The organism is Winogradskyella psychrotolerans RS-3 (genome assembly GCF_000427335.1).
Lineage (GTDB): Bacteria > Bacteroidota > Bacteroidia > Flavobacteriales > Flavobacteriaceae > Winogradskyella > Winogradskyella psychrotolerans.
The window spans coordinates 102,555-128,116 of the sequence record NZ_ATMR01000199.1; the positions used below are offsets into that span (position 1 = coordinate 102,555).

The 25,562-nt window shown below is 34.0% G+C and carries 24 protein-coding genes, 1 pseudogene and 1 riboswitch; of the genes and pseudogenes, 13 read left to right on the top strand and 12 right to left on the bottom strand.

All coding sequences use genetic code 11. The features are described 5' to 3' along the window. Window positions 1–117: 117 nt before the first annotated feature. From ADIWIN_RS17425 to ADIWIN_RS17440, 4 genes and pseudogenes are all read right to left on the bottom strand, one after another. Window positions 118–1,125, bottom strand: a complete 1,008-nt coding sequence (locus ADIWIN_RS17425; protein WP_020897185.1) for a zinc-binding alcohol dehydrogenase family protein — start codon at window positions 1,123–1,125, stop codon at window positions 118–120. Window positions 1,126–1,148: 23 nt separating this feature from the next. Beyond that, the gene (gene nfsB / locus ADIWIN_RS17430; RefSeq protein WP_020897186.1) at window positions 1,149–1,808 is read right to left on the bottom strand and encodes an oxygen-insensitive NAD(P)H nitroreductase; all 660 of its coding nucleotides are present in this window, start codon (window positions 1,806–1,808) and stop codon (window positions 1,149–1,151) included. A 220-nt stretch (window positions 1,809–2,028) separates the two neighbouring features. Further along, on the bottom strand, window positions 2,029–2,658 hold the full coding sequence (locus ADIWIN_RS17435) for an alpha-ketoglutarate-dependent dioxygenase AlkB family protein (RefSeq protein ID WP_020897187.1): 630 nt from the start codon (window positions 2,656–2,658) through the stop codon (window positions 2,029–2,031). Window positions 2,659–2,728: 70 nt separating this feature from the next. Continuing rightward, window positions 2,729–4,228: pseudogene (locus ADIWIN_RS17440) on the bottom strand (BCCT family transporter). Between the two features lie 253 nt (window positions 4,229–4,481). Between ADIWIN_RS17440 and ADIWIN_RS17445 the strand changes: the two are divergent. After that, a complete protein-coding gene (locus ADIWIN_RS17445) occupies window positions 4,482–5,363 on the top strand; it encodes an AraC family transcriptional regulator (RefSeq protein WP_020897190.1) in 882 nt (293 codons plus the stop codon). A gap of 98 nt (window positions 5,364–5,461) precedes the next feature. Here the strand turns inward: ADIWIN_RS17445 and ADIWIN_RS17450 are convergent, their stop codons facing one another. Both ADIWIN_RS17450 and ADIWIN_RS20425 read right to left on the bottom strand, forming a co-directional pair. Beyond that, entirely contained in the window at window positions 5,462–6,694 is a 1,233-nt protein-coding gene (locus ADIWIN_RS17450; protein WP_020897191.1) for a phage tail-like protein, read from the bottom strand. Between the two features lie 507 nt (window positions 6,695–7,201). Further along, the gene (locus ADIWIN_RS20425; RefSeq protein ID WP_152487291.1) at window positions 7,202–7,420 is read right to left on the bottom strand and encodes a hypothetical protein; all 219 of its coding nucleotides are present in this window, start codon (window positions 7,418–7,420) and stop codon (window positions 7,202–7,204) included. 145 nt (window positions 7,421–7,565) lie between these two features. Between ADIWIN_RS20425 and ADIWIN_RS20430 the strand changes: the two genes are divergently transcribed. Beyond that, entirely contained in the window at window positions 7,566–7,874 is a 309-nt protein-coding gene (locus ADIWIN_RS20430; protein WP_152487292.1) for a hypothetical protein, read from the top strand. A 95-nt stretch (window positions 7,875–7,969) separates the two neighbouring features. Here the strand turns inward: ADIWIN_RS20430 and ADIWIN_RS17460 are convergent, their stop codons facing one another. From ADIWIN_RS17460 to ADIWIN_RS17485, 6 genes are all read right to left on the bottom strand, one after another. Continuing rightward, window positions 7,970–8,929 (bottom strand): carbohydrate kinase family protein, encoded by a 960-nt coding sequence (locus ADIWIN_RS17460; protein WP_020897193.1) that lies wholly within the window; start codon window positions 8,927–8,929, stop codon window positions 7,970–7,972. Continuing rightward, window positions 8,930–10,414, bottom strand: a complete 1,485-nt coding sequence (locus tag ADIWIN_RS17465) for a mannitol dehydrogenase family protein (protein ID WP_020897194.1) — start codon at window positions 10,412–10,414, stop codon at window positions 8,930–8,932. It abuts the gene before it with no gap. Window positions 10,415–10,441: 27 nt separating this feature from the next. Beyond that, complete coding sequence (locus tag ADIWIN_RS17470) at window positions 10,442–11,410, bottom strand: ABC transporter permease (protein ID WP_020897195.1); 969 nt, start codon at window positions 11,408–11,410, stop codon at window positions 10,442–10,444. Window positions 11,411–11,429: 19 nt separating this feature from the next. Then, window positions 11,430–12,953 (bottom strand): sugar ABC transporter ATP-binding protein, encoded by a 1,524-nt coding sequence (locus ADIWIN_RS17475; protein ID WP_020897196.1) that lies wholly within the window; start codon window positions 12,951–12,953, stop codon window positions 11,430–11,432. A gap of 19 nt (window positions 12,954–12,972) precedes the next feature. Further along, window positions 12,973–13,893 (bottom strand): substrate-binding domain-containing protein, encoded by a 921-nt coding sequence (locus ADIWIN_RS17480; RefSeq protein WP_235047143.1) that lies wholly within the window; start codon window positions 13,891–13,893, stop codon window positions 12,973–12,975. Window positions 13,894–14,074: 181 nt separating this feature from the next. Then, entirely contained in the window at window positions 14,075–14,974 is a 900-nt protein-coding gene (locus tag ADIWIN_RS17485) for a hypothetical protein (protein WP_051155494.1), read from the bottom strand. A 239-nt stretch (window positions 14,975–15,213) separates the two neighbouring features. Between ADIWIN_RS17485 and ADIWIN_RS17490 the strand changes: the two genes are divergently transcribed. From ADIWIN_RS17490 to ADIWIN_RS17540, 11 genes are all read left to right on the top strand, one after another. Next, window positions 15,214–15,951: an NUDIX hydrolase gene (locus ADIWIN_RS17490; protein WP_020897199.1), complete on the top strand. Its 738-nt coding sequence runs from the start codon at window positions 15,214–15,216 to the stop codon at window positions 15,949–15,951. Window positions 15,952–16,033: 82 nt separating this feature from the next. Continuing rightward, window positions 16,034–16,131, top strand: a riboswitch (SAM-I-IV-variant riboswitch). A gap of 56 nt (window positions 16,132–16,187) precedes the next feature. Next, the gene (locus tag ADIWIN_RS17495; protein WP_051155495.1) at window positions 16,188–17,513 is read left to right on the top strand and encodes a Na+/H+ antiporter NhaC family protein; all 1,326 of its coding nucleotides are present in this window, start codon (window positions 16,188–16,190) and stop codon (window positions 17,511–17,513) included. A 121-nt stretch (window positions 17,514–17,634) separates the two neighbouring features. Beyond that, window positions 17,635–18,219 (top strand): TetR/AcrR family transcriptional regulator, encoded by a 585-nt coding sequence (locus ADIWIN_RS17500; RefSeq protein ID WP_020897202.1) that lies wholly within the window; start codon window positions 17,635–17,637, stop codon window positions 18,217–18,219. Between the two features lies 1 nt (window position 18,220). Further along, entirely contained in the window at window positions 18,221–18,886 is a 666-nt protein-coding gene (locus tag ADIWIN_RS17505; RefSeq protein WP_020897203.1) for an NAD(P)H-binding protein, read from the top strand. Between the two features lie 16 nt (window positions 18,887–18,902). After that, the gene (locus ADIWIN_RS17510) at window positions 18,903–19,535 is read left to right on the top strand and encodes an NAD(P)H-dependent oxidoreductase (protein ID WP_020897204.1); all 633 of its coding nucleotides are present in this window, start codon (window positions 18,903–18,905) and stop codon (window positions 19,533–19,535) included. Window positions 19,536–19,548: 13 nt separating this feature from the next. Then, window positions 19,549–20,547, top strand: a complete 999-nt coding sequence (locus ADIWIN_RS17515) for an NADP-dependent oxidoreductase (RefSeq protein ID WP_020897205.1) — start codon at window positions 19,549–19,551, stop codon at window positions 20,545–20,547. A 21-nt stretch (window positions 20,548–20,568) separates the two neighbouring features. Beyond that, a complete protein-coding gene (locus ADIWIN_RS17520; RefSeq protein WP_020897206.1) occupies window positions 20,569–21,729 on the top strand; it encodes an iron-containing alcohol dehydrogenase in 1,161 nt (386 codons plus the stop codon). Between the two features lie 98 nt (window positions 21,730–21,827). Beyond that, window positions 21,828–22,625, top strand: coding sequence for a type 1 glutamine amidotransferase domain-containing protein (locus ADIWIN_RS17525; protein ID WP_020897207.1), 798 nt, complete (start codon window positions 21,828–21,830; stop codon window positions 22,623–22,625). A gap of 218 nt (window positions 22,626–22,843) precedes the next feature. Then, window positions 22,844–23,485, top strand: coding sequence for a thiamine phosphate synthase (locus tag ADIWIN_RS17530; RefSeq protein ID WP_020897208.1), 642 nt, complete (start codon window positions 22,844–22,846; stop codon window positions 23,483–23,485). A gap of 50 nt (window positions 23,486–23,535) precedes the next feature. After that, entirely contained in the window at window positions 23,536–24,438 is a 903-nt protein-coding gene (locus ADIWIN_RS17535; RefSeq protein WP_020897209.1) for an EamA family transporter, read from the top strand. A 151-nt stretch (window positions 24,439–24,589) separates the two neighbouring features. Next, the gene (locus ADIWIN_RS17540; protein WP_020897210.1) at window positions 24,590–25,510 is read left to right on the top strand and encodes a glutaminase; all 921 of its coding nucleotides are present in this window, start codon (window positions 24,590–24,592) and stop codon (window positions 25,508–25,510) included. The last annotated feature ends 52 nt before the right edge of the window (window positions 25,511–25,562 follow it).

Genomic DNA, 25,562 nt, shown 5'->3' on the forward strand with positions numbered 1-25,562 from the left:
CTTTTAGAATTTAGTATAGAGAACTATTAGAGTTAATAAACTTCTCTATACTAATTTCTCGTGCCTTGAAATTCACTCGAAGTGACGGTGTAATTAAAATTTTAGTACGCTATTAAATTAAAATCCTTCTAATACAATTTTACCTTTTGCTTTTCCTGTTTCTAAGAATGCATGTGCTTTACGAAGGTTTTCTGCATTGATAATTCCGAAATTCTCCCCTAAAGTGGTTTTAATCGTTCCGTTGTCAATTAAACTAGAAACTTCGTTTAAAATATTGTGCTGCTCTATCATATCTTCCGTTTGAAACATAGATCTTGTAAACATAAACTCAATATGCGTAGATACTGCTTTTGCTTTAAATGGCATCACATTAAACGCTTTTGGATCGTCAATAAAACCAAATTTTCCTTGTGGTTTTATTACTTTAACAATCTCATCGGCATGTTGTTCAGTCGCATTTAAACTCACAATATAATCTGGTGCAGGAAGCTTGTACTTCTCAAACTCTTCACTTAATTTATTTCTGTGGTTAATTACCGAGTCTGCACCCAATTCTTTTAACCATGCCGTAGTTTCTTCGCGAGAAGCCGTACCAATAATATTTAGTTTAGTTAGCTTTTTAGCTAATTGTACTAATATAGACCCCACACCTCCTGCAGCTCCAATTACTAAAATTGATTTGCTAGCATCGTCTTTTGCTACTTGCAATCTATCAAACAATAGTTCGTAAGCTGTAAGCGATGTTAATGGTAGTGCTGCAGCTTCAGGAAAAGATAAACTTGATGGTTTTTTACCAACAATACGCTCGTCCACTATTTGATACTGCGCGTAACTTCCTTGACGTGTAAAATCTCCAGCATACCAAACCTTGTTACCAACTTTAAATAAAGACACATCCTCTCCAACTTCCTTTATAATTCCTGTAGCATCCCATCCAATAACTTTCCAATCGTCTCCTTCTACAGGCATACCTGCGCGGACTTTATAATCTGCTGGGTTTACAGAAATAGCTTTAATTTCTACTAAAATATCTCTGCCACTAGCGATTGGCATTTGTACCTCAATATCTTGTAAAGACTTTATATCTTCGATTGGAAGATTCTCTTTATATCCTATTGCTTTCATGTTAGCTTCGTATTTGTAATAAATTATATTACTGTGAAAATTTCACTTTCTGCTAATCTAGATTTTGGTGTTTTTTCAGTCGAATTAAAATCAGATTCAGCTCTATATCCTAAAGATACAGCGACTAAAGAAGTATATCCTTTTTCTCTTAATCCGAATTCTTCATCTAATGCTTTTACATCAATCCCTTCCATTGGTGTAGCATCAATACCTAAACTTGCAACACCTAATAAGAAACTACCAATGTTAAGATACACTTGTTTTTCCATCCAATGTTGAAGATCTTTTAAATCGTATTTATGAATCCCTGCAAATGCCTTGACAGCTCCTAAAAATCCGTTTTTAATATCTTCATTTGGAAATCTTCCATCTTTATCTTCAGTATCTGCAATGTGCTTGTAGTAGTCTTCATCTGCATCAATTTTTGAACAAAATAATACAACAGCTGAAGCATTAGTTACTTTTGATTCGTTAAAACTAAAAAAGCCTTGTGTTCCTTTAGCAATACGTGCTTTTCCTTCTTTAGTTTCAGCTACTATAAAATGCCAAGGTTGCAGGTTTACACTTGAAGGACTCATTCTTAATAAAGTTTTGACTGCAGCCATATCTGCATCAGATATTTTCTTGGTGGTGTCATATTCCTTTGTTGTGTATCTCCAATCTAAAGTTTCTTGTAAATTCATTTTTATATGTTTTTTTATAAGGTTAATTCTAATTATGCAACAAATATAAATACACAACACAAGTAAAACGATGTACAAAAAAAGGGAATACAGGTATAAATAAAGGTAAATAAGAGATTGATTCTTAAAATATTCATAAAACTAGCGAAAAATGATGCTTTTTAGCTCTTAAACATACATTAAGTAAATGCGAAACCTTTATTAATACTATATTTATAATTTAGTCTATCCACCTGAATGTTAAATTTATTCTAGGTAGAATCTGTTTTTTGGTTTTAGGAATTTTATGTTTCCAATTATCTTGTGTAGCACCTTGCATTAGCAATAAGCTGCCATGTACCAGCGGAATATCGACACGTTTTAAATCTTTACGCGTTGTATGTTTTAACTGAAAAGGTCTTGTGGCACCAAAAGTTACCGAAGCAATAACTGTGTTTTTTCGTTGTGCACCTTGATAATCTTGATGCCAATCAACACTGTCTTTACCATCTCTATAGTAATTAAGTAAACAACGTGTAAATTTCACCTCTACCTCCTGCTCTATTCGACTTTTGATAAAAAGTAAATCATCATTCCATAAGTGTATGTTACTTTTTGTGTTGGTGTATTGTATAGACTTACTTGTATCTCCATACCAAGCCGTTAATCTGGGATAGTCAATCGCTTTACCGTGAATGGTAATTTGTTCTTGTTGCCAAGGTGTGTTTTTAAGCAGGCTAGTGTATAGTTTATTGCTTTCTTCAATACTGAAAAAGTTTTCAAATAAAGTTACATCAGCGCCTGGTAAATCAAATGTGGTTTTAAGAACTTCATCTGTAGAAAATAAGTCATTTTGATTGAATACATCCATTGTTATTATGCTCCAAATAATTTATATGTTAATCGCGAAAAAGTAAAAAAACTAACAGAAAAATAATGTATTATTTGCTTTCTTCAATCTTCTTTTTCCTGAGGTCTTTTATAAAATAACCTAACATAATGATAATGAAAAAAGAAAACGGCAAGGAAGTAATAATTAGTAAACGCTGAACCGCTTCTAAAACATTGATGTTAGCTTTAGAATTTCCTAGAAGGATTAAAGCGATTGTTGCCAATAAAATGAAAACAGACCAAATAACACGATGCGTTTTACTGGGATTTTTAGAACCTTTATCTGTAAACATACTTAATACAAATACGGCAGAATCTACAGACGTTATTAAAAAGCTTATAAGCAAAAAGATGGATGTTATATTTAAAACCGTAGCATAAGGATAGTGCTCAAAGAACACAAATATAGAAGCGAATACATTACTAAATTCGTTGTTGTAAACTCCCTATTCTCCTATTAAATGGAATGCAGAGGTGCCAAAAACAGAGAACCAGAAAAAAGTACCTAAAGATGGAATGATTAAAACACCTAATAGCAATTGTCTTATGGTGCGCCCTTTAGATATGCGTGCAATAAATATGCCTGTAAAAGGCGCCCAAGCTAACCAAAATGCCCAATAATAGAAGGTCCAGTCGGTTAAAAATTCTAGACCAGGATTATAAGTTCCCATGGCTAAACTCATGGGGGCAAAATCTATAATATAATACATGGTGGCTTTAGCAAATGAAACCAAAATAGAGCCCATGTCGCTTGTTGTAAACACAAATATTAAAATAGCAAAAGTGACAATGATATTTAGCTTTGAAAATATTTTAATCCCTTTATTTACACCTTGCCAAGCAGAATAACATGCTACGGTAGAAATAAAAGCACAAAGACCTATGGTTGTTGCAATTCCAAAATTATAATCTGAAATATGATTGAGACCTCCATTAATTTGAGTTGTTCCAAGGCCAATTGCTGCAATTAGTCCGAAAACAGTGGTTATAATCGTAGTAACATCTACTCCTTGTTTTAAAATTTTACTTTTTATATGATCGTCAATAGTAGCACTAATTCTGACTTTCTTTTTTTTAACATGCAGTGCATAGCCAACAACCATTGCAAAAAGACCATAAAATGCCCAAGCTGTTAATCCCCATTGATAAAAGGTAAACTCTAATGCTAAAATATTTGGTGATAATTCAGATGCATAAGGTGGATTTTGTTGCATAAAAACAGGTTCTTGTACTGCTCTTAATAAAATGCCAGATCCCATGCCCGCGCTATATAACATGGCTGTCCAAGACCAAAGTGAATATTTTGGTTTTGAGGATGGTTTCCCAAGTTTTATATTTCCGTATTTAGAAAAAGCGATTAAGATTAATGCCAATACACAACCAAACCCTAAGTATAAATAGAAATAGCCAAAATAATTCCTAACCCATAACGAGGCATCTTCTATAGCGTTGTAACTCGCCTCTGTAGCAAAGAACACCAATAAAGTACAACTAAAAATGACACTTACAGAAATAGATAAAATGGAATGTTTCTGAATGTATTTTAACATTAAGGGTGTTTTTCTTTAGACAAAAATAGGAATTAGAATTTAAATCCTAAGCCCTAACAATATTGAAGTATAGACTCTATTTTTATATTTAGTTTATTATTTCTGTCATTTCATTTAAAATAAACTCCTCCACGTGTATTAATGTAAGATGAATGGATAATGATGTACATTTAAAGGTTTTGAATGCGGTTTTTTGGATTCACATTTCTTTTTTATCTAGATTTGCTTCAAATTACCTTTAATACATCCCATAATGCAAGTAATAGAAGCTTATAAACCTTTTGAAATACAAGAAATAGAATTAACAGAATGGAAACAACGGCCTGTAAAAAATAATTTTTTTGAATTGGTTTTAATTAAAGATGGAGAAGGTACACAATGTATTAACTATAATGATGTTAGTTACAATAAAGGCAGTATCTTTTTATTACCCCCATTAAAATGCCATTCATTCAATATAGAAAAACCAACCAAATTTGTGTTTCTAAAGTTTACGGATTCATTTTTTAAGAATGTAAATAGAATCAATATAGATAGAAATGAATGGTTTAAAGAGGCATCTTATATATTATCTAACTACAATCAATTGCCTGGTGATATTATTAAAAATGATATCGATAGAATTCATTTATCAAGTTTAATAGATATGATTTTACAAGAATCTAGAAGTTATGGGGAATCTTCAATTAATCTTGTTACAAGTCTTATGACTTGTGTTTTAGAAATACTTATCCGAAATATCAAAAAGAGCCGTTATTTTGAAATACCAAATAAAAGTGATGAGAGAATTACCAAAATGCTCACTTATATTAATGAAAACATAGATAAACCAGAATTACTAAAAGTTGAAAATTTAGCAGACGTCTTTATGATGTCTTCCACCTACGTCAGTGAATATTTTAAAAAGCAAGTCCACATGTCGTTACGAGAATACATTATTAAAGCCAAGTTGAAATTAGTGGAAATCCGTTTGTTAAATTCTGATTTTACATTAACTCAAATCGCTGATGAACTCGGGTTTACCGATGTTAGTCACTTATCTAAAACTTTTAAGCGCTACGCAGAAACTTCTATCCGCGAGTTTAAAAACAACGGAGAATATATGTTGCTAAAAAAGAGGATCTTGCGCACCTAGTATTCGTGCTTAAAAGTTAGAAAATAATAAATTCCATTCTATTAGATAAACTAACAAAATGGAATTTACAAAAGTGATGTTTAAGAATACTGGCGTAATTATTTCTTATTCATTAATAAGTTTCTAATTTCTTTTATTTCCTTTTCCATAGCTTCTTGCTTTAGCTTTAATTGCTTAAGCTCTTCTGTTTGTTCTTGAAAAGCTTTAACCATTGGTGCTAACAAATCGTTATATCGGACGCTTAACATACCTTCGGTATCTTCAGTAATAATCCCGTTAATTTTTGAACTGTTATTTTTTAAGGCTTCTTTTAATTCTTGTGCAATAAATCCATATTCAAGTTTTTGACTTTCATCATTATTTCGGTAATACGACACAGGACGCAATTGGTTTATAAAATCTAGGCCTAGGTCAGAATCTTCAATGGTGTTTTTCCATCTTCTATCAGACGTAATAGTCCACGCCACTTGCACACCTGCATACGTTACATCTACATTACCTATACGCACTTGATTGTCTAATGTTCCATCTAGTACTAAAGCATTATACCCAATTGCTGTGTTATTACTACCGATTGTATTTTCACTAAGTGACAGATTACCAATTGCTGTGTTATTACTACCAGTTATGTTACCTATTAGGGCTCTCACTCCGTTAGCAGTATTCCCTTCGCCTTCCGTATTGTGTAATAGTGCGTGTACTCCACTTGCTGTATTATTACCTCCTATAGTGTTGTCTTTAAGCGCGCTATAGCCTACTGCTGTATTATTAATTCCTGTAGAATTACTATTTAGAGTATTGAAGCCATTGGCCGTGTTTTTTTCCGCAGTAGTATTAGCAGATAAGGCATTTACTCCCGTAGCTGTATTAAATCTTCCTGTTGTAATTGACAACGCATTAACTCCAAGCGCAACATTGGTCTTAGCTATAATACCTGCAAAACTATTATTGCGTTTAAAAACAACATCTATCTCGTCTATAGTACCAATAAAATTTACAGAAGCATCTGTTCCTGTATTACCTGAAATACTCCAGGTATTATCAACAGTTTTTGCGGTTGCTAATTTAGACCAGGCTGCTCCATTCCAATAATAGTATCCTGGTGTTACATCTAAAGCTGTAGCGGTATTGTAAATTAGTAAACTAATTAATGGTGATGCAATGGTCGTAGTGTCTGCTGTGGATAATAAGCTAATTCTGGGGATTAATACACCTTTATCTGAGCTAGTAATATCTAAAGCAGAAGACGCATCTGGTGTTTCCGTATTTATGCCGACTTGAGCAAAAGAATTTAGGGCACAAAAAAATAATAAAAAAGTTAGGCTTTTCATTTAAGATTGGTTTTTTTAGGTTAGGGTTGCAAGTGTAATCGTTAAAATCTACAAGACGGCGATTTTATAGGAAAATACAACAAAACTTAAATGATTTTACATTTTTAATAGTAGGAGACCGTTTCAGGTATTGTATACTGACAATATACTCTAAATAGATACATAATCAATAATGTAATTATAAGCCATAAGTCATTTATTTTAGAATTTTAATGATTGCCAAGGCTCATCGATGGGTTTTAGATTCTTTAATCAATTCCATTATTGTAAGCCTATGAATTACATGCTTCTTATTGAGGATAGAAAATCACAAAGGCGTCATTTAGTCTCCTTTAATTGTAAGCTATAACTATTATAGATTGATTCTAAATGGATTAAGCCTGTTTTTAAGAAGCTAATTAATTATATTTGGTATAATGACAACAAATACTCTTTTATTCTAATGGCTAAAAAAAGAGAGGTCAGTACTCGTTATTTTAAAAAGATAACTATTATTGACAGTATATTTTATATGTCATTTTTTGCAACAATAGTTGTGAGTATCTGCCTAGAAAGAGCACAGTTAGTATACGTTTTACCTGTTGTTATCTTTTCTATTTTTTTTAAATACATAAGCCTCACAAAAAAGAGAGCTAATCCGCTATTTCTAATAGCACTGTTGGCTATATTAGTTTCTGATGTCTTATCAATGTATTGTTTTGAAGCTTGCTTCGTTTGGGTTTCCATATTTGCCTCTGCTTATTTGATATGCTGTGCGCTTAGTCTCAAGAAATATTTACATAAAGGCAAGTTAAAATCGGTACTATCTTTTTCGGTTATTGTAAGTGCTATATTAATTTCCTATGTTATTTATGCGATTGTAGACTTGCTTATGGATTTTTTACCGGGTATTCAGTTGTTCTTTGTTCTTTTAAGTTCAGTTAGTTTAGTAATTTACACCATAACAGTCGCAATTATTTATATACGAGATGCTTACCATAACAGTACCCTTTTATTAGCGTCTAGTATTTTTACATTTTTTCAAATTACACTAATTGCTATTAATGAGTTTTTGTTTTACGATAAAACGTTTACGGTATTAGCTGTTAGTTGCCATATAATGGCCCTGTATCTATTTATGAATTTTATTGCTAAAACAGAGGTTGTAAAACCAGAGGATATTAAAGAAAAATTCATTTAGAAAAATTATCTATTTTTAGTTTTTAATCAAAAAAAAGGCTTCATGAAAATATCATAAAGCCTCTCTGAAATTGCTACTAGTTAGGGTTCTAGGGTTTAGCAATCAATACTATTCTTCATTAATGTTTCTATATCATTTTGATTCAGTTTAGGATTAGCCCCTTCACTACTCGCCACAACAGCACCAACAGCGCAAGCAAAATCTATAGCTGTTTGTGGTGCATCTCCTTTAAGCAACTTATCCGTTATAGCAGCTAAAAATGAATCACCAGCACCTACAGTATCTACGACACTAACCTTATAACCTTTGTTGTAATAAAACGTATCATTATAAAATAGTATAGCTCCTTTTGAGCCTAGTGTTACGCAAATTGATTTTGTGTTAGTCTGCTTAGCTATAAATTTTATACTTCCTTCTAAATTCTGTGTATCAGAATTCAGTTTATCAATAATTTCTGAAATTTCATTATTGCTGAACTTTTTAAAATCAGCAGCTTTCATAATAAGATGTGTAACGATCTCTATAATTTCATCATCATTAAATTTAATAAAATCAGCAGACTCCATTAAATGATTTAAAACTTCCTTAGTGTAATATGGAGCTCTAAGGTTAACATCAAAAACCTTGTAAGGAGCGATTTCTAAAAGATCATACAACGTCTGTTTAGAATTATGATCTCTAGCGCTTAGACTTCCATATATAAAAGCATCTGAAGCCAAAGTAACTTCCTTGGCACTTTTTGTTAATTGAATACGGTCCCAAGCTCTTGGGTAGTTTATAGTATAGGAAGCTGAACCTTCTTCATTTAATGAAACGGCCACTTCACCTGTTTTTAATTCAGAATCAAGTTGAATATTATCTACAGCGACTCCATTTTCTTTTATGAATTGAAAAATACCATCTCCATCTGAGTCTTCACCTATTCTAGTGATTATGGATACATTATTATCGAATGATTGTAATCTTAAAGCGACGTTTAAGGGAGCTCCTCCAATCTTTTTCTGGGTAGGAAACACATCCCATAATACTTCGCCAAAACAAACTATGTTTTTCATTTAAATAGTATTTAGATTAAGAACACTTTTTTTAATACCAAATTTCACTAAGTTTTGATAGGCTGTTGTGTACGCTTTTACAAATCGTTCGGAAGTTAGTAGTTGACCGAAAATAGATTCAATCTCTAAAAAAGCTTTAGGATTCCCGTTAGATGCTACTACCGCTTTATCATGTAATGTGGCTTTCATAGCATCCTTTATCATTAAATCGTTTCCTTTTTCATCCTTTCCTAAGCTATAAATAGCCCAAGCTGCTATTAAAAATGCAGCAAAGTCAACTGATCCATTAGTTTCTAAATTAGTTGTTACTGTAGGTAAAACGAAAATTGGAACTTTAGCTGAACTTTCTGAACAAATACGATCTATTTGATCCTTAATATTTACATTTCCAAAACGTTGTAACAATGATGCTTTGTAGGCTTCTAAATCCACCCCTTCTAAATCAGCTAAAGTTGGTGTTACTTCAGTATCCATATAATGCTTTAAAAAAGCGCTTATTTGAGCATCGTGTACGGCTTCATCTATTGTCGCATAACCTGATAATGCTCCTAAAACACCAAGAACTGTATGTCCTGCATTTAACAAACTTAATTTCATTTTTTCATAAGGCACAACATCTTCAACAAACTGTGCACCTACAGCTTCCCAAAGTGGTCTGCCGTTTACAAAATCATCTTCAATAACCCATTGTTTAAACGGTTCACACACCACAGGCCATGCATCATCGATACTGACTTCTGTTTTTAATCGTTCAATATCAGAAGGTGATGTTGCTGGCGTAATACGATCTACCATACTATTTGGAAACGATACATGCGCTTCTATCCATGCTACCAAACTTGGCTCTGCCATTTGCACATAACTTAAAAGCATGTTTTTAGTCATATGGCCATTACCTTGAATGTTATCGCAAGATTGAATAGTAAAGCCTTTGTTACCATTTTCTTTTCTAAGTTTTAAGGCTTGAGTTAGATAACCAAACACCGTTTTTGGTGCTAAAGGATTTGCTATATCATAGAGAATTGCAGGATTCTCTTTATCGAATGATTTTGTGGCTTCATTGTAATTGTAACCGCCTTCTGTAATGGTTAAGGTTACAATTTTAACTTCTGGATTTGCCATTTTTTGAATGACTTGCATCGGATTTGCTGGGGCAAAAAGGATTTCGGTAATTGAGCCAATAACGCGTTTGGTCAGTGAGCCATCAAACTCTTTAACCATTAAGGTGTAAAGACCATCTTGTGCTTTTAAAGTGTTATATATATTAGTGTCAGAAGGCAGTAAAGCCACACCACAAATTCCCCATTCGGTTATAGAGGTGTTGTGTAATAATTGATCTGTATAATAAGCTTCGTGAGCTCTGTGAAAACCACCAATTCCAATATGTACAATACCTGTTTTTAGTTGGCTTCTATCGTATTTCGGAACTGAAATGCGTTCTGAAATTTGATTTAAGTTGTTTTGATTTAATGTATAACTCGTCATAAATCTATAGTTTTAATAGTCTTTTTATTATTTGTTTTCAAAGCGTTGAAGTAATACAGCAAAAATGATAATTGCGCCTTTTACTACTTGTTGTGGGTATGACGGCACATTTAAAAGGTTTAAAATGTTTCCAATAAGTCCTAAAATTAAAACTCCCATTAAGGTATTAATTGCAGTCCCTTTACCTCCATTTAAACTAGCACCTCCAATTACAACGGCAGCGATAGCATCGAGTTCCCAAGCCATTCCCATGTTTGGAGATCCTAAATTGGTTCTAGATGCCACAACTATAGCAGCAATGGCTGCTAAAGATCCTGAAATAGCATACACTAAAAACTTGTATTTGTTGACTTTGATTCCTGATAATCGTGAGGCTTCTTCATTACTTCCTATAGCGATAATGAGTCGTCCGAAAACATTATAGCGAAGCATCACCATTGTTATAGCTACAATCAAGAAGAATATAATCGCAATATTAGGAATGCCTAAAGTGGCGTTGTTTGCAAAGTCGGACATAAATAATCCACCTGTAGTATTGAACGTTATTGGTGAACCCTTTGAGTAAATAAAGGCTAACCCTCTAGCAACAGTCATTAAAGCTAAGGTGGCTACAAAAGGAGCCATTTTTTGATAAGCGACTAAGTACCCAGAGACACTTCCTAATGCAAATCCGATGATAATGGTCAGTAAAATAGCAACGGGTAATATCACCATATTAATCAATAGGGCGAATATAACAGCGAGTAAAGCTACCAAAGAGCCTACGGATAAATCAATACCTCCGGTTAGAATAACAATCAGCATCCCAATACTTATAATACCGATACCCGAAACTTGTTTTAATAAGTTAGATAGGTTAACAGAGGTAAAAAACACATCTGATATAAATGCTGAAAAGATAACCAGCAATACAAAAATGAATACTGTATTATACTTGACTAAAAACTTAAGCCAACCACCAGGACTACTTAATTGTTCTTTTATCGTTAGAGCCATAACTAGATTATTTTATTGATTAAATATTTTTATTTAGAGGTTGTGCAATTGCGTAACGCAAAATGTTTTCTTCTGAGAATTTTTCTTTGGGTAATTCACCGTAAATAGTGCCTTCATGCATGACTAGTATCCGGTCTGAAATTCCCATAATCTCTGGCATATCAGAAGAAATGACAATAACAGCAACCCCTTTCTTAGCCACTTCATTGATGAGGTTGTAAATTTCTATTTTAGCCCCAACATCTACTCCTCGTGTTGGTTCGTCAATAATAATCACCTTACTATCGATACTTAGCCATTTGGCTAGTGCTACTTTTTGTTGGTTACCTCCACTTAAGTTTTTAACATCAATTTCGGAATGTGGTGTCTTAATATTGAGTTTATCAATTAAACCAAGAATGTTTTTATACTCGCTTTCAATGTTTATAAAACCTAGTTTGCTTGAAATGGAATCGAAATTAGTAACACTTATATTTCTTCGAATAGACAAAGGCAAAAACACACCTTCTTCTTTTCGGTCTTCAGACACAAATCCGATCTGATACCCAACAGCATCTACTGGTGATTTTGTGTTTATTTCTTTGCCATTTAAAATGATTGTTCCCGATTGTTTCTTGTCTGCTCCAAAAATGAGTTTACCTGTTTCTGTTCGTCCACTCCCTCCTAAACCTGCAATACCTAATACTTCCCCTGCTTTTACAGAAAAAGACACATCTTTTACGATGCCTCGTTTACCAGAAAGGTTCTTGACTTCTAAAACAGGCACATCACCTATTTGGATGTTTCGTGTAGGATATAAATCTTCTAAAGCTCTACCAATCATCAAATGAATCACAGCATCTGTATTGGTTTCAGCAACCGCGACACTTCCTGTATCTACACCATCTCTGAGTACCGTAATGGTATCTGCTATTTTAAATATTTCATCTAAATGATGTGAAATATAAATGATCGAAACTCCTTCTTTTTTTAACCGGATAAGATTGGTAAATAGTTTTTTTATATCGTTAGGATCAAAAACAGTGGTGGGTTCATCTAAGATTAATACTTTGGTTTCTTCCGCTAATGCTTTTGCAATTTCAACAACTTGCTTTTGCACGATACTTAAGTCTCTTACTTTTGAAGTCACGTCAATTGAAAAACCTAAAGAATCTAAAAGTTCAGATGCTTGTTGGGTGATTTTCTTCCAATTCATCCAAAATTTATTCGCACCTAAAGTGTGTAAATAAATGTTTTCCGCAACCGATAAATCATTGACCAATGATAATTCTTGGTACACCACATTGATGCCTAATAGCTGACCTTCATGTGTGTTTTTTGGTTGAATTTCTTTTCCATCTAAAAAGACTTGACCTTGATCTTTTTCGTGAACACCACTTAAAATCTTTATTAATGTCGATTTTCCGGCACCATTCTCCCCTAGCAAAGCATGTATTTCTCCTGGTTTCACTTTTAAGTTCACGCCTTTCAATACAGAAACCACACCAAAACTTTTGGTAATTCCAGTCACTTCTAAGCGATATTCTTGTTTTGAGTTTTCCATATCCAATTGGTATTAACCGTTAAAACAATGCGTTAGGGTTGTAATACTTCGCAGCATTCTCTTTGGTGATGAGAAGCGGAGGTGTATACGATTTTTTAGAGAAATCACGTTTACCGTTGATATATTCAATAGCGTAATGCACGGCGTTTCTGCCAATCATAACAGGACTATTCATGGCTGTACAACCATAAAAATCCGTGTCCATAATATATTTAATGGCTTCTTTTTGACCATCGGCTCCGGCAACAATTAAAATATCGTCCGTTTTACCTGCTTGTGCAATGGCCTTAATAGCACCTAAAACACAAACGTCAGATTCTGTAATCACCACGTTAATATCAGGATGTGCAACCAATATATCTTCCATCGCTTTTAAGCCACCAGCATAAGACCAATTGGTATAAGCTTGTGTTTTTATATCAAGATCAATATAACCTAAGCTTCGTAATTGCTCTTCGGTAATACCTTGTAATAAGCCTTGCTTACGAGTTTTACCAACAGGATTTCCTGCATTACCACTTAGTAGCGCGATATTCATTTTTTTACTTCCAAACTTTTTAGCTAACCATTCACCCGCTAATTCACCATTCGCTAAATTGTTAGATTGAATGGTGGTTACAAATTCGGCTTCAGGGTTTATAGAGCTATCTATAATAAAAACAGGAACTCCTGCCGCTTTAGCAACCTTGGTGACCCCCACTAAAGCATCAGGATCTATAGGGTTTAATAATAAGGCGTCTATACCTCTAGTGATTAAATCTTCAACAGCAGCGATTTGTTTTGTAATATCATTCTGGCCATCGGCAGATAAAAACGTCATACCATTTGTTTCTGTCGTGCTTTTTATGCTTTGTAATAAGGATTGATAATACGGGGCATTTAAGGACGGAGTACAATAACCAATTTTCTTACCCGTAAGATCTATTTTACTTTCTATCAATTCACTAGTGCTGTCTGTGTTATCCGAACTTGAGTTTGTTGTATTGAGTTGTTCAACACAACTCGATAAACTAAAAATAAAGTAATCACAATCAACGGTCTTAAAACCAGATTTATAATAGTAGATGTGTTTTTAGTTTTCATAAGTGATTGTATTCGTTTTTATTAAATGCTTATTGTCTTTAGAATAACATGATATCGAGCTGTAAAACTGTTTTCTCTTGTTCCGGATTCCACATGGCGGTCACCTCTACAGGAGACTTATAACTTCCTAAATTAATGGTCTTAGAGAAAGTTGCTCCTACATTAATCACGTTTCCTGCACCTTCCGTATAAAATGTTTTATCGGTAATAAAGGACCATGCTCCTCCTGCAAAAACAGACAATTTATAATCCTCTTTTTCCCAAACCTGACTTTTAACTTCAAAATAATGGGTCCAAGAATCCTCTAAACTACCATCGGATTTTACCTCATAATCTCCTGAGCCACCACCAATAATAGTCGCAAAATATAGTAAGGTATTAGGTGTAACGTTGTAACCAAAGTTAATATCTACAAAATTGTAACCCTGGGTTTTGTCGTAACTCCAGTACTGAAGTTCATCACCACGCTCTTCTACTCCGGTATAATTATTATGAGAAACCGCTTCAATAAAAAAGCGATTTGAAAAACGATATTTAGTATAAATAGAGACCTCTTTATAATACGCATTTACAGATTCTCCTGTAGTAATATTTTGTACATCTACACCAGAAAAACTAGAACCTCCCCAAAGGCCAAATGTAAATTTCTCATTACGGGTATTATATTCTAAGCTTGCAGCAAATACAGCACCTGGATGCACTACTGAGCCATGCCAAGTATGCATGTTTTTTAAATGAACGTTGGCATTAAAGGCCTTATAATCATCTGTTGTAATAGTTTCCTGAGCACCTAAAGATATAGAAGTGAATGCGATAATTATACATAAGACTGATGTTCTATATAACAAAGACGCGCTTAACTTGGCTAATACAAGGTGATTAAACCTAGTTACTAACGAAGATTCTTCTAGGAAATTAAGAGTGGTTAAATTTGTCATTTATGTGTTATATGAGTTATTTTTTAATAAACGTCATATTTACGTTTGTTTGTCAAATGTATAAAATATTATTTGAATAACTCCTAATTAAAAACATAAAAATATATTATATTATCTTGATACTATGGTATATTGATAATAGAACGCATTATTTATAAGGGTTTTAAGAAATAAATATTTAATGTAATAATGACGTTTATTCGGTATAATTATTTACTTTTATCACATAATTTGATGTTATGACACCTAATAAAATTCTTAATTTATCTGTAGATTGTGTTGTTTTTGGATACGACACCAATACAAAATCATTAAATGTGCTACTTATAAAGCGGTATTTAGAATCTGACACCACCAAAGAAGTCTTGGTTGATGATTATGTGCTAACAGGGTATCATGTATTCGAAGATGAAACTTTAGACAATGCAGCAACTCGTGTTTTAAAAGAGTTGACAGGATTAACCAATCAGTATAAAAAACAGTTTAAGGCCTTTGGAAATCCAGATCGGTTATCAGACGAAAAGGATCTTATCTGGATTCAAAATCAAGAGTTTAACCTTAGGACGATAACCATTGCCTATTACTTTTTACTAAAAACAGAAGATGTTGATGTTCAAAATAATAAGTACAAGGCCAAATGGTTTCCGGTTAGGGAATTACCAGAATTAGGATTCGATCACCAACAGATTATTGAAGAAGCGCATGACGATTTAAAAACAAAATGTTTAGCTGAACCTATTATATTCGAATTACTTCCAGATAAATTCACGATTAATGACGTGCAAGATCTTTACGAATCCATCTTAGGAATAGAGATTGACAACCGTAACTTTAGACGAAAACTGATTAATAAAAAATACATCATTCCTTTAGATGAAAAACAAGTTGGTGTGTCTAAAAAACCAGCACAGTTATACATGTTTAGTAAAGACATTTATAAAAAGATGTATCATAAAAATTACTTGATTAATATTTAATTCGAAAAACACAGCTTAAAGTTTAGTTAAAAAATAACACAATTTTAAGTTTTAGTATTTAAAAACCCTTTAGTTTTGCCCACTTAATTATCAAGAATCTCAAAAAGAGATAGCAACCTGCAGTAACGAGCAAGGTGCTAAATAAGATAAGCCAAATACTTTGGAAAAAACGTTACACTAATTCCCACGTATTTACTTGTTTTCTACTTTTTGTGATTCTGACAAAAAACAGATTCATGTCGTCAATTAAACCTATTACCCCAAGTTTTAAAGCTTTACTTCCATTTTTTGTATTCATCATTACGTTTTTAAGTGTTGGAATTATTCAAAATGACTTTTACGCCTTACCTGCTCCTATTGCGGTTATTGCAGGAATTCTAGTAGCGTTTCTCATGTTTAAACAGTCTATCAATTCTAAAATTAGCACACTCTTAGAAGGCTGTGGAGATCCTAAAATACTCACCATGTGTTTAATTTATTTACTAGCAGGTGCATTTGCGGCCGTCACAAAAGCCACGGGAAGTGTAGATACCATTGTTCATTTAGGATTAGACCTCATTAATAGCCAATACATTTATTTTGGAGTTTTTATCATTGCGGCTTTTTTATCCGTTTCAACAGGAACCTCCGTTGGTGCTATTGTAGCTTTGGCTCCTATAGTGATTGGTTTTGCGGACACTGGTGATTTCTCTTTGGGTATTTTATGCGGAGCCTTATTAGGTGGTTCTATGTTTGGTGATAATTTATCGGTAATATCGGATACGACCATCGCAGCTACCCAATCTTTAGACTGTAAAATGAGTGATAAATTTAAAGCCAACATTAAGATTGCCTTACCTGCAGCGCTTGTAACTATTGGAATTCTTATATATCAAGGCTTAAGTCTGCAAACGGATGGTACAGAAACCGTCGCCTATTCGTATTCTATATTAAAGATTGCTCCTTATGTTATTGTGATTGTTTTATCTATAATAGGTATTAACGTTTTTACAACTTTGATGTTAGGAGTTATTTCAGCGGGAATTCTAGGAGTGTTTTATGGAGATTTTTCAATTATTGAATTTACAAGAATCAGCTATACAGGTTTTACCAACATGACAGAGATTTTCCTGCTATCTCTATTAACTGGTGGTTTAGCAGCTTTAGTAGCTTACAATGGAGGTATCGAATTTATTTTAGTCAAAATTAAAACCCTGATTAGAAATCAGAAAACAGCGCAATTCGGCATTGCAGCTTTAGTTTCTACCATTAATACGGCTATTGCAAACAATACGGTTTCTATTATTATTTCAGGATCAATAGCTAAATCTATTAATGATGAATATGGGCTGGACAATAAACAAACGGCGTCAATCTTAGATGTGTTTGCCTGTATTACACAAGGCCTTTTACCGTATGGCGCGCAAGTCTTAATGATTTTAAGTTTCGCGAATGGTAATATTACGTATGTGGATTTAGTGTCTAATACGTGGTATTTAGTTTTGCTACTGTTGTCTACTACTCTATTTATCACATTTAGAAACCATCCTAAAAATATAAATGAGGAAAACGCATTAGCTTAACCAAAAATCAAACTTCAGATTAGAATTTTATTAGACTCATTTAAAGTCTAAGCTTAAACCTTTGTTAAAAAAAGAATGAACGTTCATTTTTACTGTATATTTGCATCAGAATTAAAACACAATGGCAAAACTTCAAAAAAGTATAGATAAACGTAATGCACTCGTTAAGGCAACCATAGAGTTGGTTAACAACAATGGGTTCCATGCGACTCCTATGAGTAAGATTGCTAAAATGGCTAATGTGTCACCAGCCACGATTTACTTATACTTCGAAAATAAACAAGATTTAGTAAATCAAACATATATAGATGTTAAGGCCGAATACACCAATTATGCATTTGCCGATTTTGATCCTAACATGCCTATTGAAGAAGGCTTTGAAATGATTTGGAAACGTATCGCTGATTTTAAACTGAACGAATGCGAGCATGCTATGTTTTTAGCACAGTGTGATAATACTCCAATGATAGACGAGGAAAGTAGACAAGAAGGCATTAAGCACTTGCAACCCCTACTCGATCTTTGGGAACGTGGTAAAAAAGAAGGCGTTATAAAACCGCTTTCGGATTATATATTATATGCTTACGCTATCAACCCTTTATCTTTTTTAATGATGACTCAAAAACGAGGTTCATTTACCTTAGATAAAGCACATTTAGAAGAGGCTTATCAATCTGCTTGGAGCAGTATAAAAATGTGTAAATAAGATGAAAAAAACTGCAATCATTTTAGGGGCTTCAGGATTAACAGGATCTCATGTTCTTCAAAAATTAATTGAAGACGACCGTTACGATACTATTAAATCGTTTTCACGCTCTAAAATTGAAGGTTTACCAAAAAAAGTCAAACAGTTTATTGGTGATCTATTAGAGTTCAACAAATTTAAAAATGACTTTACCGCAGACGAGGTGTATTGTTGTATTGGTACCACGGCGAAAAAGACACCAGACAAAACACTTTATAAGAAAATAGATTTCGGAATTCCGGTTGCGGCTGCAAAGCTTTCAAAAGAAAATAACATCCCTACATTTTTGGTTATCTCAGCAATGGGAGGGAATAAAAATAGTACTGTGTTTTACAATAAGACAAAAGGAGAAATGGAACACAACGTCTTAAAGCAGCAGCTTAAAAAGACATTTATTCTTAGACCGTCTTTAATTGGAGGTGATAGACAAGAATCTAGACTATTAGAAAAAATAGGATTGGTGATTTTTAAAGTCATTCAGCCCTTATTCATCGGTAAATTAAAGAAATATAAAATAGTGAATGCCGAAACTATAGCGCAAGCTATGATACACTTGGCAAATAGAAACCATTATGCTGATGTGATTATAACGTCAGATGATATTAATAAATTAGGAAACAACGCTTAAAAAAGAAATTATAAATATGGAATTATTAGATAAATTAAATTGGAGATATGCCGCTAAAGCAATGAATGGAAACGTGGTACCAGAAGAAAAAATACAACGCATTTTAGAAGCAGCACGTTTGGCGCCGACATCAAGTGGTTTACAGCCTTTTGAAATTATGGTGATTACAAATCAAGATATAAAAGAAAAGATTAAACCTGTAGCATGGAACCAGTCGGTAATTACAGACTGCTCTCACCTACTCGTTTTTGCAGCTTGGGATACCTACACGGCAGATAGAATTAATTATATGTTCGATTTAACTAATGAGATTCGTGGTTTTAAAAACGAAGGTTGGGAAAACTATCGCCAAATGCTATTAAGTTCATATCCTCAAAAAGATGCGGAAGAAAACTTTAACCATGCCGCTAAGCAAGCGTATATCGCATTTTCACAAGCGATAACTGCTGCGGCTTTTGAAGGTGTAGATACCACTCCACTCGAAGGTTTTGATCCGGCTGCAGTTGATGAAATTTTAGGACTTAGAGAAAAAGGATTACGTAGTGCCGTATTATTACCTGTTGGCTACAGAAAAGAAAATGAAGATTGGTTAGTAGATCTTGTTAAAGTGAGAAAACCAATGGAAGATTTAGTAACAGTAATTAACTAAAAAACAAAGAATCATGACAAAGACAATTTTATTAAAAAATAGACCTGAAGGAAAACCTTCAATATCAGATTTCGAATTTAAAACAGAGGAATCTGAAAACACAGTAAACCAAGGAGAATTACTATTAGAAACTAAATACGTTTCTGTAGATCCTTATTTACGAGGACGAATGAGCGATGCTAAATCATATGTGCCACCATTTCAACTTGATAAGCCAATTCAGTCTGGCGTAATTGCTGAAGTACTAGAATCTAAGAACGACAAGTTTAAGGCTGGCGATTTTGTCTCTGGCATGCTTAATTGGCAAACAAAACAAGTCTCTAAAGCTGAAGGCTTAACTAAAGTTGATCCGTCTAAAGCACCATTATCTGCTTATTTAGGGATTTTAGGCATGACAGGTTTAACAGCTTACACAGGATTAACTGAAATTGGAAAACCTAAAGCAGGCGAAACATTAGTCGTTTCTGGTGCAGCTGGTGCCGTTGGATCTGTTGTAGGACAAATTGGAAAAATCCTAGGCCTGAAAGTAATTGGTATCGCCGGAACAGATGAAAAAATAGAAATGCTAAAAAGCAAATTCGGTTTTGACGCTGGTATCAATTATAAGACCACAAAAGACATGAAAGCTGCCATTGCAGAAGCAGCACCAAATGGTGTAGATATCTATTTTGATAATGTAGGTGGACCAATTTCAGATGCCGTATTAGTTAATATTAATAGACTCGCACGAATCATTGTTTGTGGAGCCATTTCGGTTTATAACAATACAGAGGCACCAAAAAGCTTGAGCGTTCAACCGTTCTTAGTAAAAAACAGTGCGTTAATGCAAGGGTTTATTGTCTCTAATTATACGGACAAATTCCCAGAAGCTATGAAGCAATTATCAACATGGTTAGCAGAAGACAAACTGACCTATTCAGAAACCATAGTTAAAGGTTTTGATAACATTCCGAGTGCTTTTATCGATTTATTTGAAGGTAAAAACAAAGGGAAAATGGTAGTTGAATTATAAATAAGATAAAAAGAAAAAAAGATGAATAATTTCGAATTTAAAAACCCTACCAAAATAATTTTTGGAAAGGACACGATAGAAAAACTAGAAAACGAAATCCCTAAAGACGCCAAAGTATTATTGCTTTATGGTGGAGGAAGTATCAAGAAAAACGGTATTTACGATCAGGTTAAAACAGCCTTATCTAAAGTAGATGTTGTTGAGTTTGGAGGTATTCCTGCAAATCCGGAATACGCTAAGTTAATGGAAGCATTAAAAGTGATAAAAGACGAAAACATTACATACTTATTAGCCGTTGGTGGTGGATCTGTAATTGATGGGACTAAGTTTTTATCAGCAGCTGCGGTTTATGATGGTGAGACTCCTTGGGATATTTTAACCCAAAATATTAGAACTGAAAAAGGAATGCCTTTCGGAACCGTTTTAACGCTTCCTGCTACAGGATCTGAAATGAATTCTGGTGCAGTAGTTACAAGAGCTGAAACCCAAGAGAAATTAGCGATGGGCGGACCTGGTTTATTTCCTGAGTTCTCTATATTAGATCCCCAAGTGATCACCTCTATTCCAGAACGTCAATTGGCAAATGGTTTAACAGATGCGTTTACGCATGTTTTAGAACAATACATGACGTATCCTGTTGGTGCCTTATTACAAGATCGTTTCGCGGAGAGTATTTTACAAACCTTAATTGAAGTGGCACCAATAGTGATGAAAGATCCAACAGATTATAAAGCCGCTTCTAACTTTATGTGGAGTTGTACTATGGCTTTAAATGGATTAATCCAAAAAGGAGTACCTTCAGACTGGGCTGTTCATGCGATGGGACACGAGTTAACGGCGTTGTTTGGCATTGACCACGCCCGTACTTTAGCGGTAATTGCACCAAGCCATTACAAGTTTAATTTTGAAGCGAAGAAAGAAAAATTAGCACAATACGCCGAGCGCGTTTGGAATATTACCGAAGGTAGCACAGACGATAAAGCTTATGCTGCGATTGAAAAAACAACAGCTTTCTTTCATCAGTTAGGTATCGATACTAAGTTATCCGATTACACTAAAGATTATGAAGGTACGGCTGAAAAAATAGCAAAACGCTTTACTGATCGTGGATGGTTGGGATTAGGTGAACACCAATCGCTTTCACCAGATAAGGTAGAGAAAATTGTAAAAATGGCTTACTAATTTTAACTAAATGTCAGTTTGAGTGTCCCGACGTTTACGTCGAGATGTTTCGAGAACAATTTTTCCAACACTCAAACTGACATTAGATTTTATAAAAAATGAAAACACTACAAACTATAGTAGTTATTTTAACATTAATTACAGCGTCTAGTTGTAAAGAAAATACAGCTTCTGAAACCGTTTCAGAAGGACAAAAAGAATTAAAAACAGAAAAGAACATGAAGGTATTATTCGTATTAACATCTCACGATAAATTAGGAGATACAGGAAAGAAAACAGGATTTTGGGTTGAAGAATTCGCAAGTCCATATTACACGTTATTAGATAAAGGAGCAACCATTACAATCGCGACACCAAAAGGTGGAGCTGCACCAGTAGATCCAAGTAGTGATTCGCCAGATGCGGCAACTGAAGCTACTGACCGTTATAACAAGGATGCTGATGCAAAAGATAAAATTGCAAATACGAAAGTATTAGCAGATATGAATCCAGATGATTTTGATGCTGTATTTTATCCAGGTGGTCACGGTCCTTTATGGGATTTAACTAATGATGCAAATTCAGTAGCATTAATTGAAAAATTCGATCGCCAAAATAAACCTATCGCTTTTGTTTGTCATGCACCAGCAGTTTTAAAAGACGTTAAAAATGAAGACGGAACAGCCTTAGTAAAAGGAAAAAAAGTGACTGGATTTTCTAATTTAGAAGAAGCAGCAGTTGGTTTAACCGAAGTTGTACCATTGTTACTTGAAGATATGTTGATTGAAAATGGAGCGTTCTACTCTAATGGAGATAAATGGGCGCCATATGCTGTACAAGATGGCAATCTTATTACAGGTCAAAATCCGGCATCATCAGAATTAGTAGCTGAAAAGTTATTAGAAACATTGAAATAATTACCCTAGTTGATTAATAGCGGAAAGCCTGTATAACGTAATGTTTGCAGGCTTTTTTATTTGTTTGCATAAGTCTGTTTGTCTGTTGAATTGAGATTCAGAGTCTTAAGCATCTCAGAAGCTTTCTATTTCTATGCGATATTAATGACCTACACCACCAAACATTTGTATTTTTGCGCCGCATTTAAAGAGAAGGCCTAATATTAAGACACCACAACATGATTATATCTAAACTACATTACATATCTCAAGGAAATACTCCTGAAGCGCATTTAGAAAACATTCAAAAGGCATGTACATCTGGTGCGGAATTAGTGCAATTACATCTTACAGATGTCTCGGATGCTAAATATTTGGAAATAGCTAAAGCTGCTCGAGAGATTACCTTTCATTTTCAAACACGATTAATCATTAATTCTAATTATAAAATAGCCAAAGACGTAAAAGCAGAAGGTGTACATTTAGAAAAATCAGACATCTGCCCTACTGTAGTTAGACCAGATTTATACAGCTGGCAAATTATTGGTGGTACGGCAAATACTTTGGAAGATTGCGAATCGTTAATCGCCAAAAACGTCGATTATATTATTTTAGAACCTTTTAAATCATCAGCTGAAGATAGTTCAACTAAAGCTTTAGGTCTGGAAGGCTATACGGCTATCAGTAATGCTTTAATAACAGAAAAACCAATTATAGGTTTTGGCGATATCACTACAGATGACGTGACCGCGATTTTAGAAACTGGTATTTCGGGCATTGCGGTATCTGATGCCATCACTGAAAATTTTGACAGCATAAAACAGTTCAATCTTTTATTAAAAGCATCAGCAACGGGTGAGATTCGTCACACGTTTGAGTAAATAAACCTTACTTCTTTCCTTCAATTAACTACTTAAATATATAGTCCAGTATGTGGATGTATTTAGGCTTATTAGCCGCTCTTTTTTTAGGATTACACAACTTATGTAAAAAACATGCTGTACAAGGCAACGAAGTGTTTCCTGTCCTTTTAGGTACGGTATCTAGTGGCTTTTTATTTGTCGCAGCGTTTTATGGGTTGTCTATCTTTTATCCAGATTACGCGCTGGAGCACGGTTATAATTTTCAAAAGATTTCGTGGCAAATCCATGGTTTTATCGTTATAAAGTCAGCGATTATGGCGAGTTCTTGGATTTTAGCTTACCAAGCGTTAAAGCATTTGCCGATTACGATTGTCACACCTATACGTTCTGCAGGACCTTTTTTCACCTTTATTGGTGCAATTTTAATTTACCAAGAACAACCTAGTCCTTTGCAGTGGATTGGCTTTTTCCTCATCATATTCTCAGTAATGCTTTACTCTAAAATCGGAAAGAAAGAAGGCATTAATTTTAAACGCAACAAATGGATCTTCGCTATTATCGGAGCGACGTTTTTAGGTGCTTCCAGTGGTTTGTACGATAAATTCTTAATTCAAAATCTAAGTCTCAACCCACAAACCTTACAATTCTGGTTTTGCCTTTACACCATATTGATTCTACTTATTATCCTATCGATTACATGGTTTCCCCATGCCGAAAAACGAAAAGCCTTTAAATTCCGCTGGTCCATTATCGCAGTCGGTATTTTATTGCAAGCTGCAGATTACTTCTATTTTAAAGCCTTGCAAGATCCTGATGCCTTAATAATGCTATTGTCTGCTATTAAACGAAGTCAAATTTTAATAGCCGTAGTTGTTGGTGGTTTAGTCTTTAAAGAACAGAATAAGCGCAAAAAATTAGTGCCTTTAGCAGGAATTATGATTGGAGTTTTTCTAATTTTATATTCTAATTAAAAAGGAGTATTTAGCATTAAGACAACTGAATCAGACTCTTGGTTGTTATGCTTCATTAAATTGTGAAAACTATAAAGTAGTGATAAAAAACGGGTTTAGTAATACCAATTTAAAACTTAACTTGCTATAATTTTTTAAACGATTAAACCGAATGAATTCAGATTACACTCAAATTATAGAAAACGCATACAAGTTCGTTAAGCCAATTAAAGACCACGGAAAACTAGCGACTTACATACCCGAATTAGCAAATGTAAATCCAGATAAGTTTGGAGTGCACATCACTAAAATAGATGGTAATAACTTCGGAATTGGAGACCATTTAGAGAAATTTTCAATTCAGAGTATTGCTAAAGTCTTGTCACTTTCGTTAGCTGTTAAATTTCTTGGCGAGCGCATTTGGACGCGTATCGACGTTGAGCCTTCTGGTACAAAATTCGATTCGCTTCTTTTACTAGAAACTTATAAAGGCATTCCTCGTAATCCGTTCATCAATTCTGGCGCTATTGTTATTTGCGACATTTTAATCACACATTTAGAAAATGCACGTGAGGAGTTTCTTGAATTTGTTAGAGATTTAAGTGATATTCCAGATCTAAACTATTCTGATGACATCGCTGATTCTGAAAAAGCGACGGGTTACCGAAATGTAGCCTTATGTAACTTTATAAAATCGTTGGGTAATATTAAAAACGATCCAGCCGAAGTGTTAGATTTTTATTTCGATATGTGTTCTTTAGAAATGAATTGTGAACAAGTGTCTCGTAGCTTTTCGTTTTTAGCCAATGGCGGTAGAAAATTAAGCGATGGTAAGCGGATCATAACGAGCAGTCAGGCAAAACGAATCAATGCTTTAATGCTCACTTGTGGATTCTATGACGAGTCAGGTGAATTTGCATTTAAAGTGGGACTACCAGGAAAAAGTGGTGTTGGCGGAGGAATAGTGGCATTGTATCCTAATAATTTTACGATTGCCGTTTGGAGTCCAAAATTAAATTCTAACGGAAACTCTTTTAAAGGCATGAAATTATTAGAAACGGTTACGACTCATTCTGAAATGAGTATTTTTTAACCCATTACATTGCATTATGATGAGTCATCTGTCCTGTTCAAAACCATTAAGG

Coding starts and splice junctions, on each gene's coding strand:
- ADIWIN_RS17425 (WP_020897185.1), bottom strand. CDS start 1,125: ATGAAAGCAATAGGATATAAAGAGAATCTTCCAATCGAAGATATAAAG.
- nfsB (WP_020897186.1), bottom strand. CDS start 1,808: ATGAATTTACAAGAAACTTTAGATTGGAGATACACAACAAAGGAATAT.
- ADIWIN_RS17435 (WP_020897187.1), bottom strand. CDS start 2,658: ATGGATGTATTCAATCAAAATGACTTATTTTCTACAGATGAAGTTCTT.
- ADIWIN_RS17445 (WP_020897190.1), top strand. CDS start 4,482: ATGCAAGTAATAGAAGCTTATAAACCTTTTGAAATACAAGAAATAGAA.
- ADIWIN_RS17450 (WP_020897191.1), bottom strand. CDS start 6,694: ATGAAAAGCCTAACTTTTTTATTATTTTTTTGTGCCCTAAATTCTTTT.
- ADIWIN_RS20425 (WP_152487291.1), bottom strand. CDS start 7,420: ATGGAAACCCAAACGAAGCAAGCTTCAAAACAATACATTGATAAGACA.
- ADIWIN_RS20430 (WP_152487292.1), top strand. CDS start 7,566: ATGGATTTTTTACCGGGTATTCAGTTGTTCTTTGTTCTTTTAAGTTCA.
- ADIWIN_RS17460 (WP_020897193.1), bottom strand. CDS start 8,929: ATGAAAAACATAGTTTGTTTTGGCGAAGTATTATGGGATGTGTTTCCT.
- ADIWIN_RS17465 (WP_020897194.1), bottom strand. CDS start 10,414: ATGACGAGTTATACATTAAATCAAAACAACTTAAATCAAATTTCAGAA.
- ADIWIN_RS17470 (WP_020897195.1), bottom strand. CDS start 11,410: ATGGCTCTAACGATAAAAGAACAATTAAGTAGTCCTGGTGGTTGGCTT.
- ADIWIN_RS17475 (WP_020897196.1), bottom strand. CDS start 12,953: ATGGAAAACTCAAAACAAGAATATCGCTTAGAAGTGACTGGAATTACC.
- ADIWIN_RS17485 (WP_051155494.1), bottom strand. CDS start 14,974: ATGACAAATTTAACCACTCTTAATTTCCTAGAAGAATCTTCGTTAGTA.
- ADIWIN_RS17490 (WP_020897199.1), top strand. CDS start 15,214: ATGACACCTAATAAAATTCTTAATTTATCTGTAGATTGTGTTGTTTTT.
- ADIWIN_RS17495 (WP_051155495.1), top strand. CDS start 16,188: ATGTCGTCAATTAAACCTATTACCCCAAGTTTTAAAGCTTTACTTCCA.
- ADIWIN_RS17500 (WP_020897202.1), top strand. CDS start 17,635: ATGGCAAAACTTCAAAAAAGTATAGATAAACGTAATGCACTCGTTAAG.
- ADIWIN_RS17505 (WP_020897203.1), top strand. CDS start 18,221: ATGAAAAAAACTGCAATCATTTTAGGGGCTTCAGGATTAACAGGATCT.
- ADIWIN_RS17510 (WP_020897204.1), top strand. CDS start 18,903: ATGGAATTATTAGATAAATTAAATTGGAGATATGCCGCTAAAGCAATG.
- ADIWIN_RS17515 (WP_020897205.1), top strand. CDS start 19,549: ATGACAAAGACAATTTTATTAAAAAATAGACCTGAAGGAAAACCTTCA.
- ADIWIN_RS17520 (WP_020897206.1), top strand. CDS start 20,569: ATGAATAATTTCGAATTTAAAAACCCTACCAAAATAATTTTTGGAAAG.
- ADIWIN_RS17525 (WP_020897207.1), top strand. CDS start 21,828: ATGAAAACACTACAAACTATAGTAGTTATTTTAACATTAATTACAGCG.
- ADIWIN_RS17530 (WP_020897208.1), top strand. CDS start 22,844: ATGATTATATCTAAACTACATTACATATCTCAAGGAAATACTCCTGAA.
- ADIWIN_RS17535 (WP_020897209.1), top strand. CDS start 23,536: ATGTGGATGTATTTAGGCTTATTAGCCGCTCTTTTTTTAGGATTACAC.
- ADIWIN_RS17540 (WP_020897210.1), top strand. CDS start 24,590: ATGAATTCAGATTACACTCAAATTATAGAAAACGCATACAAGTTCGTT.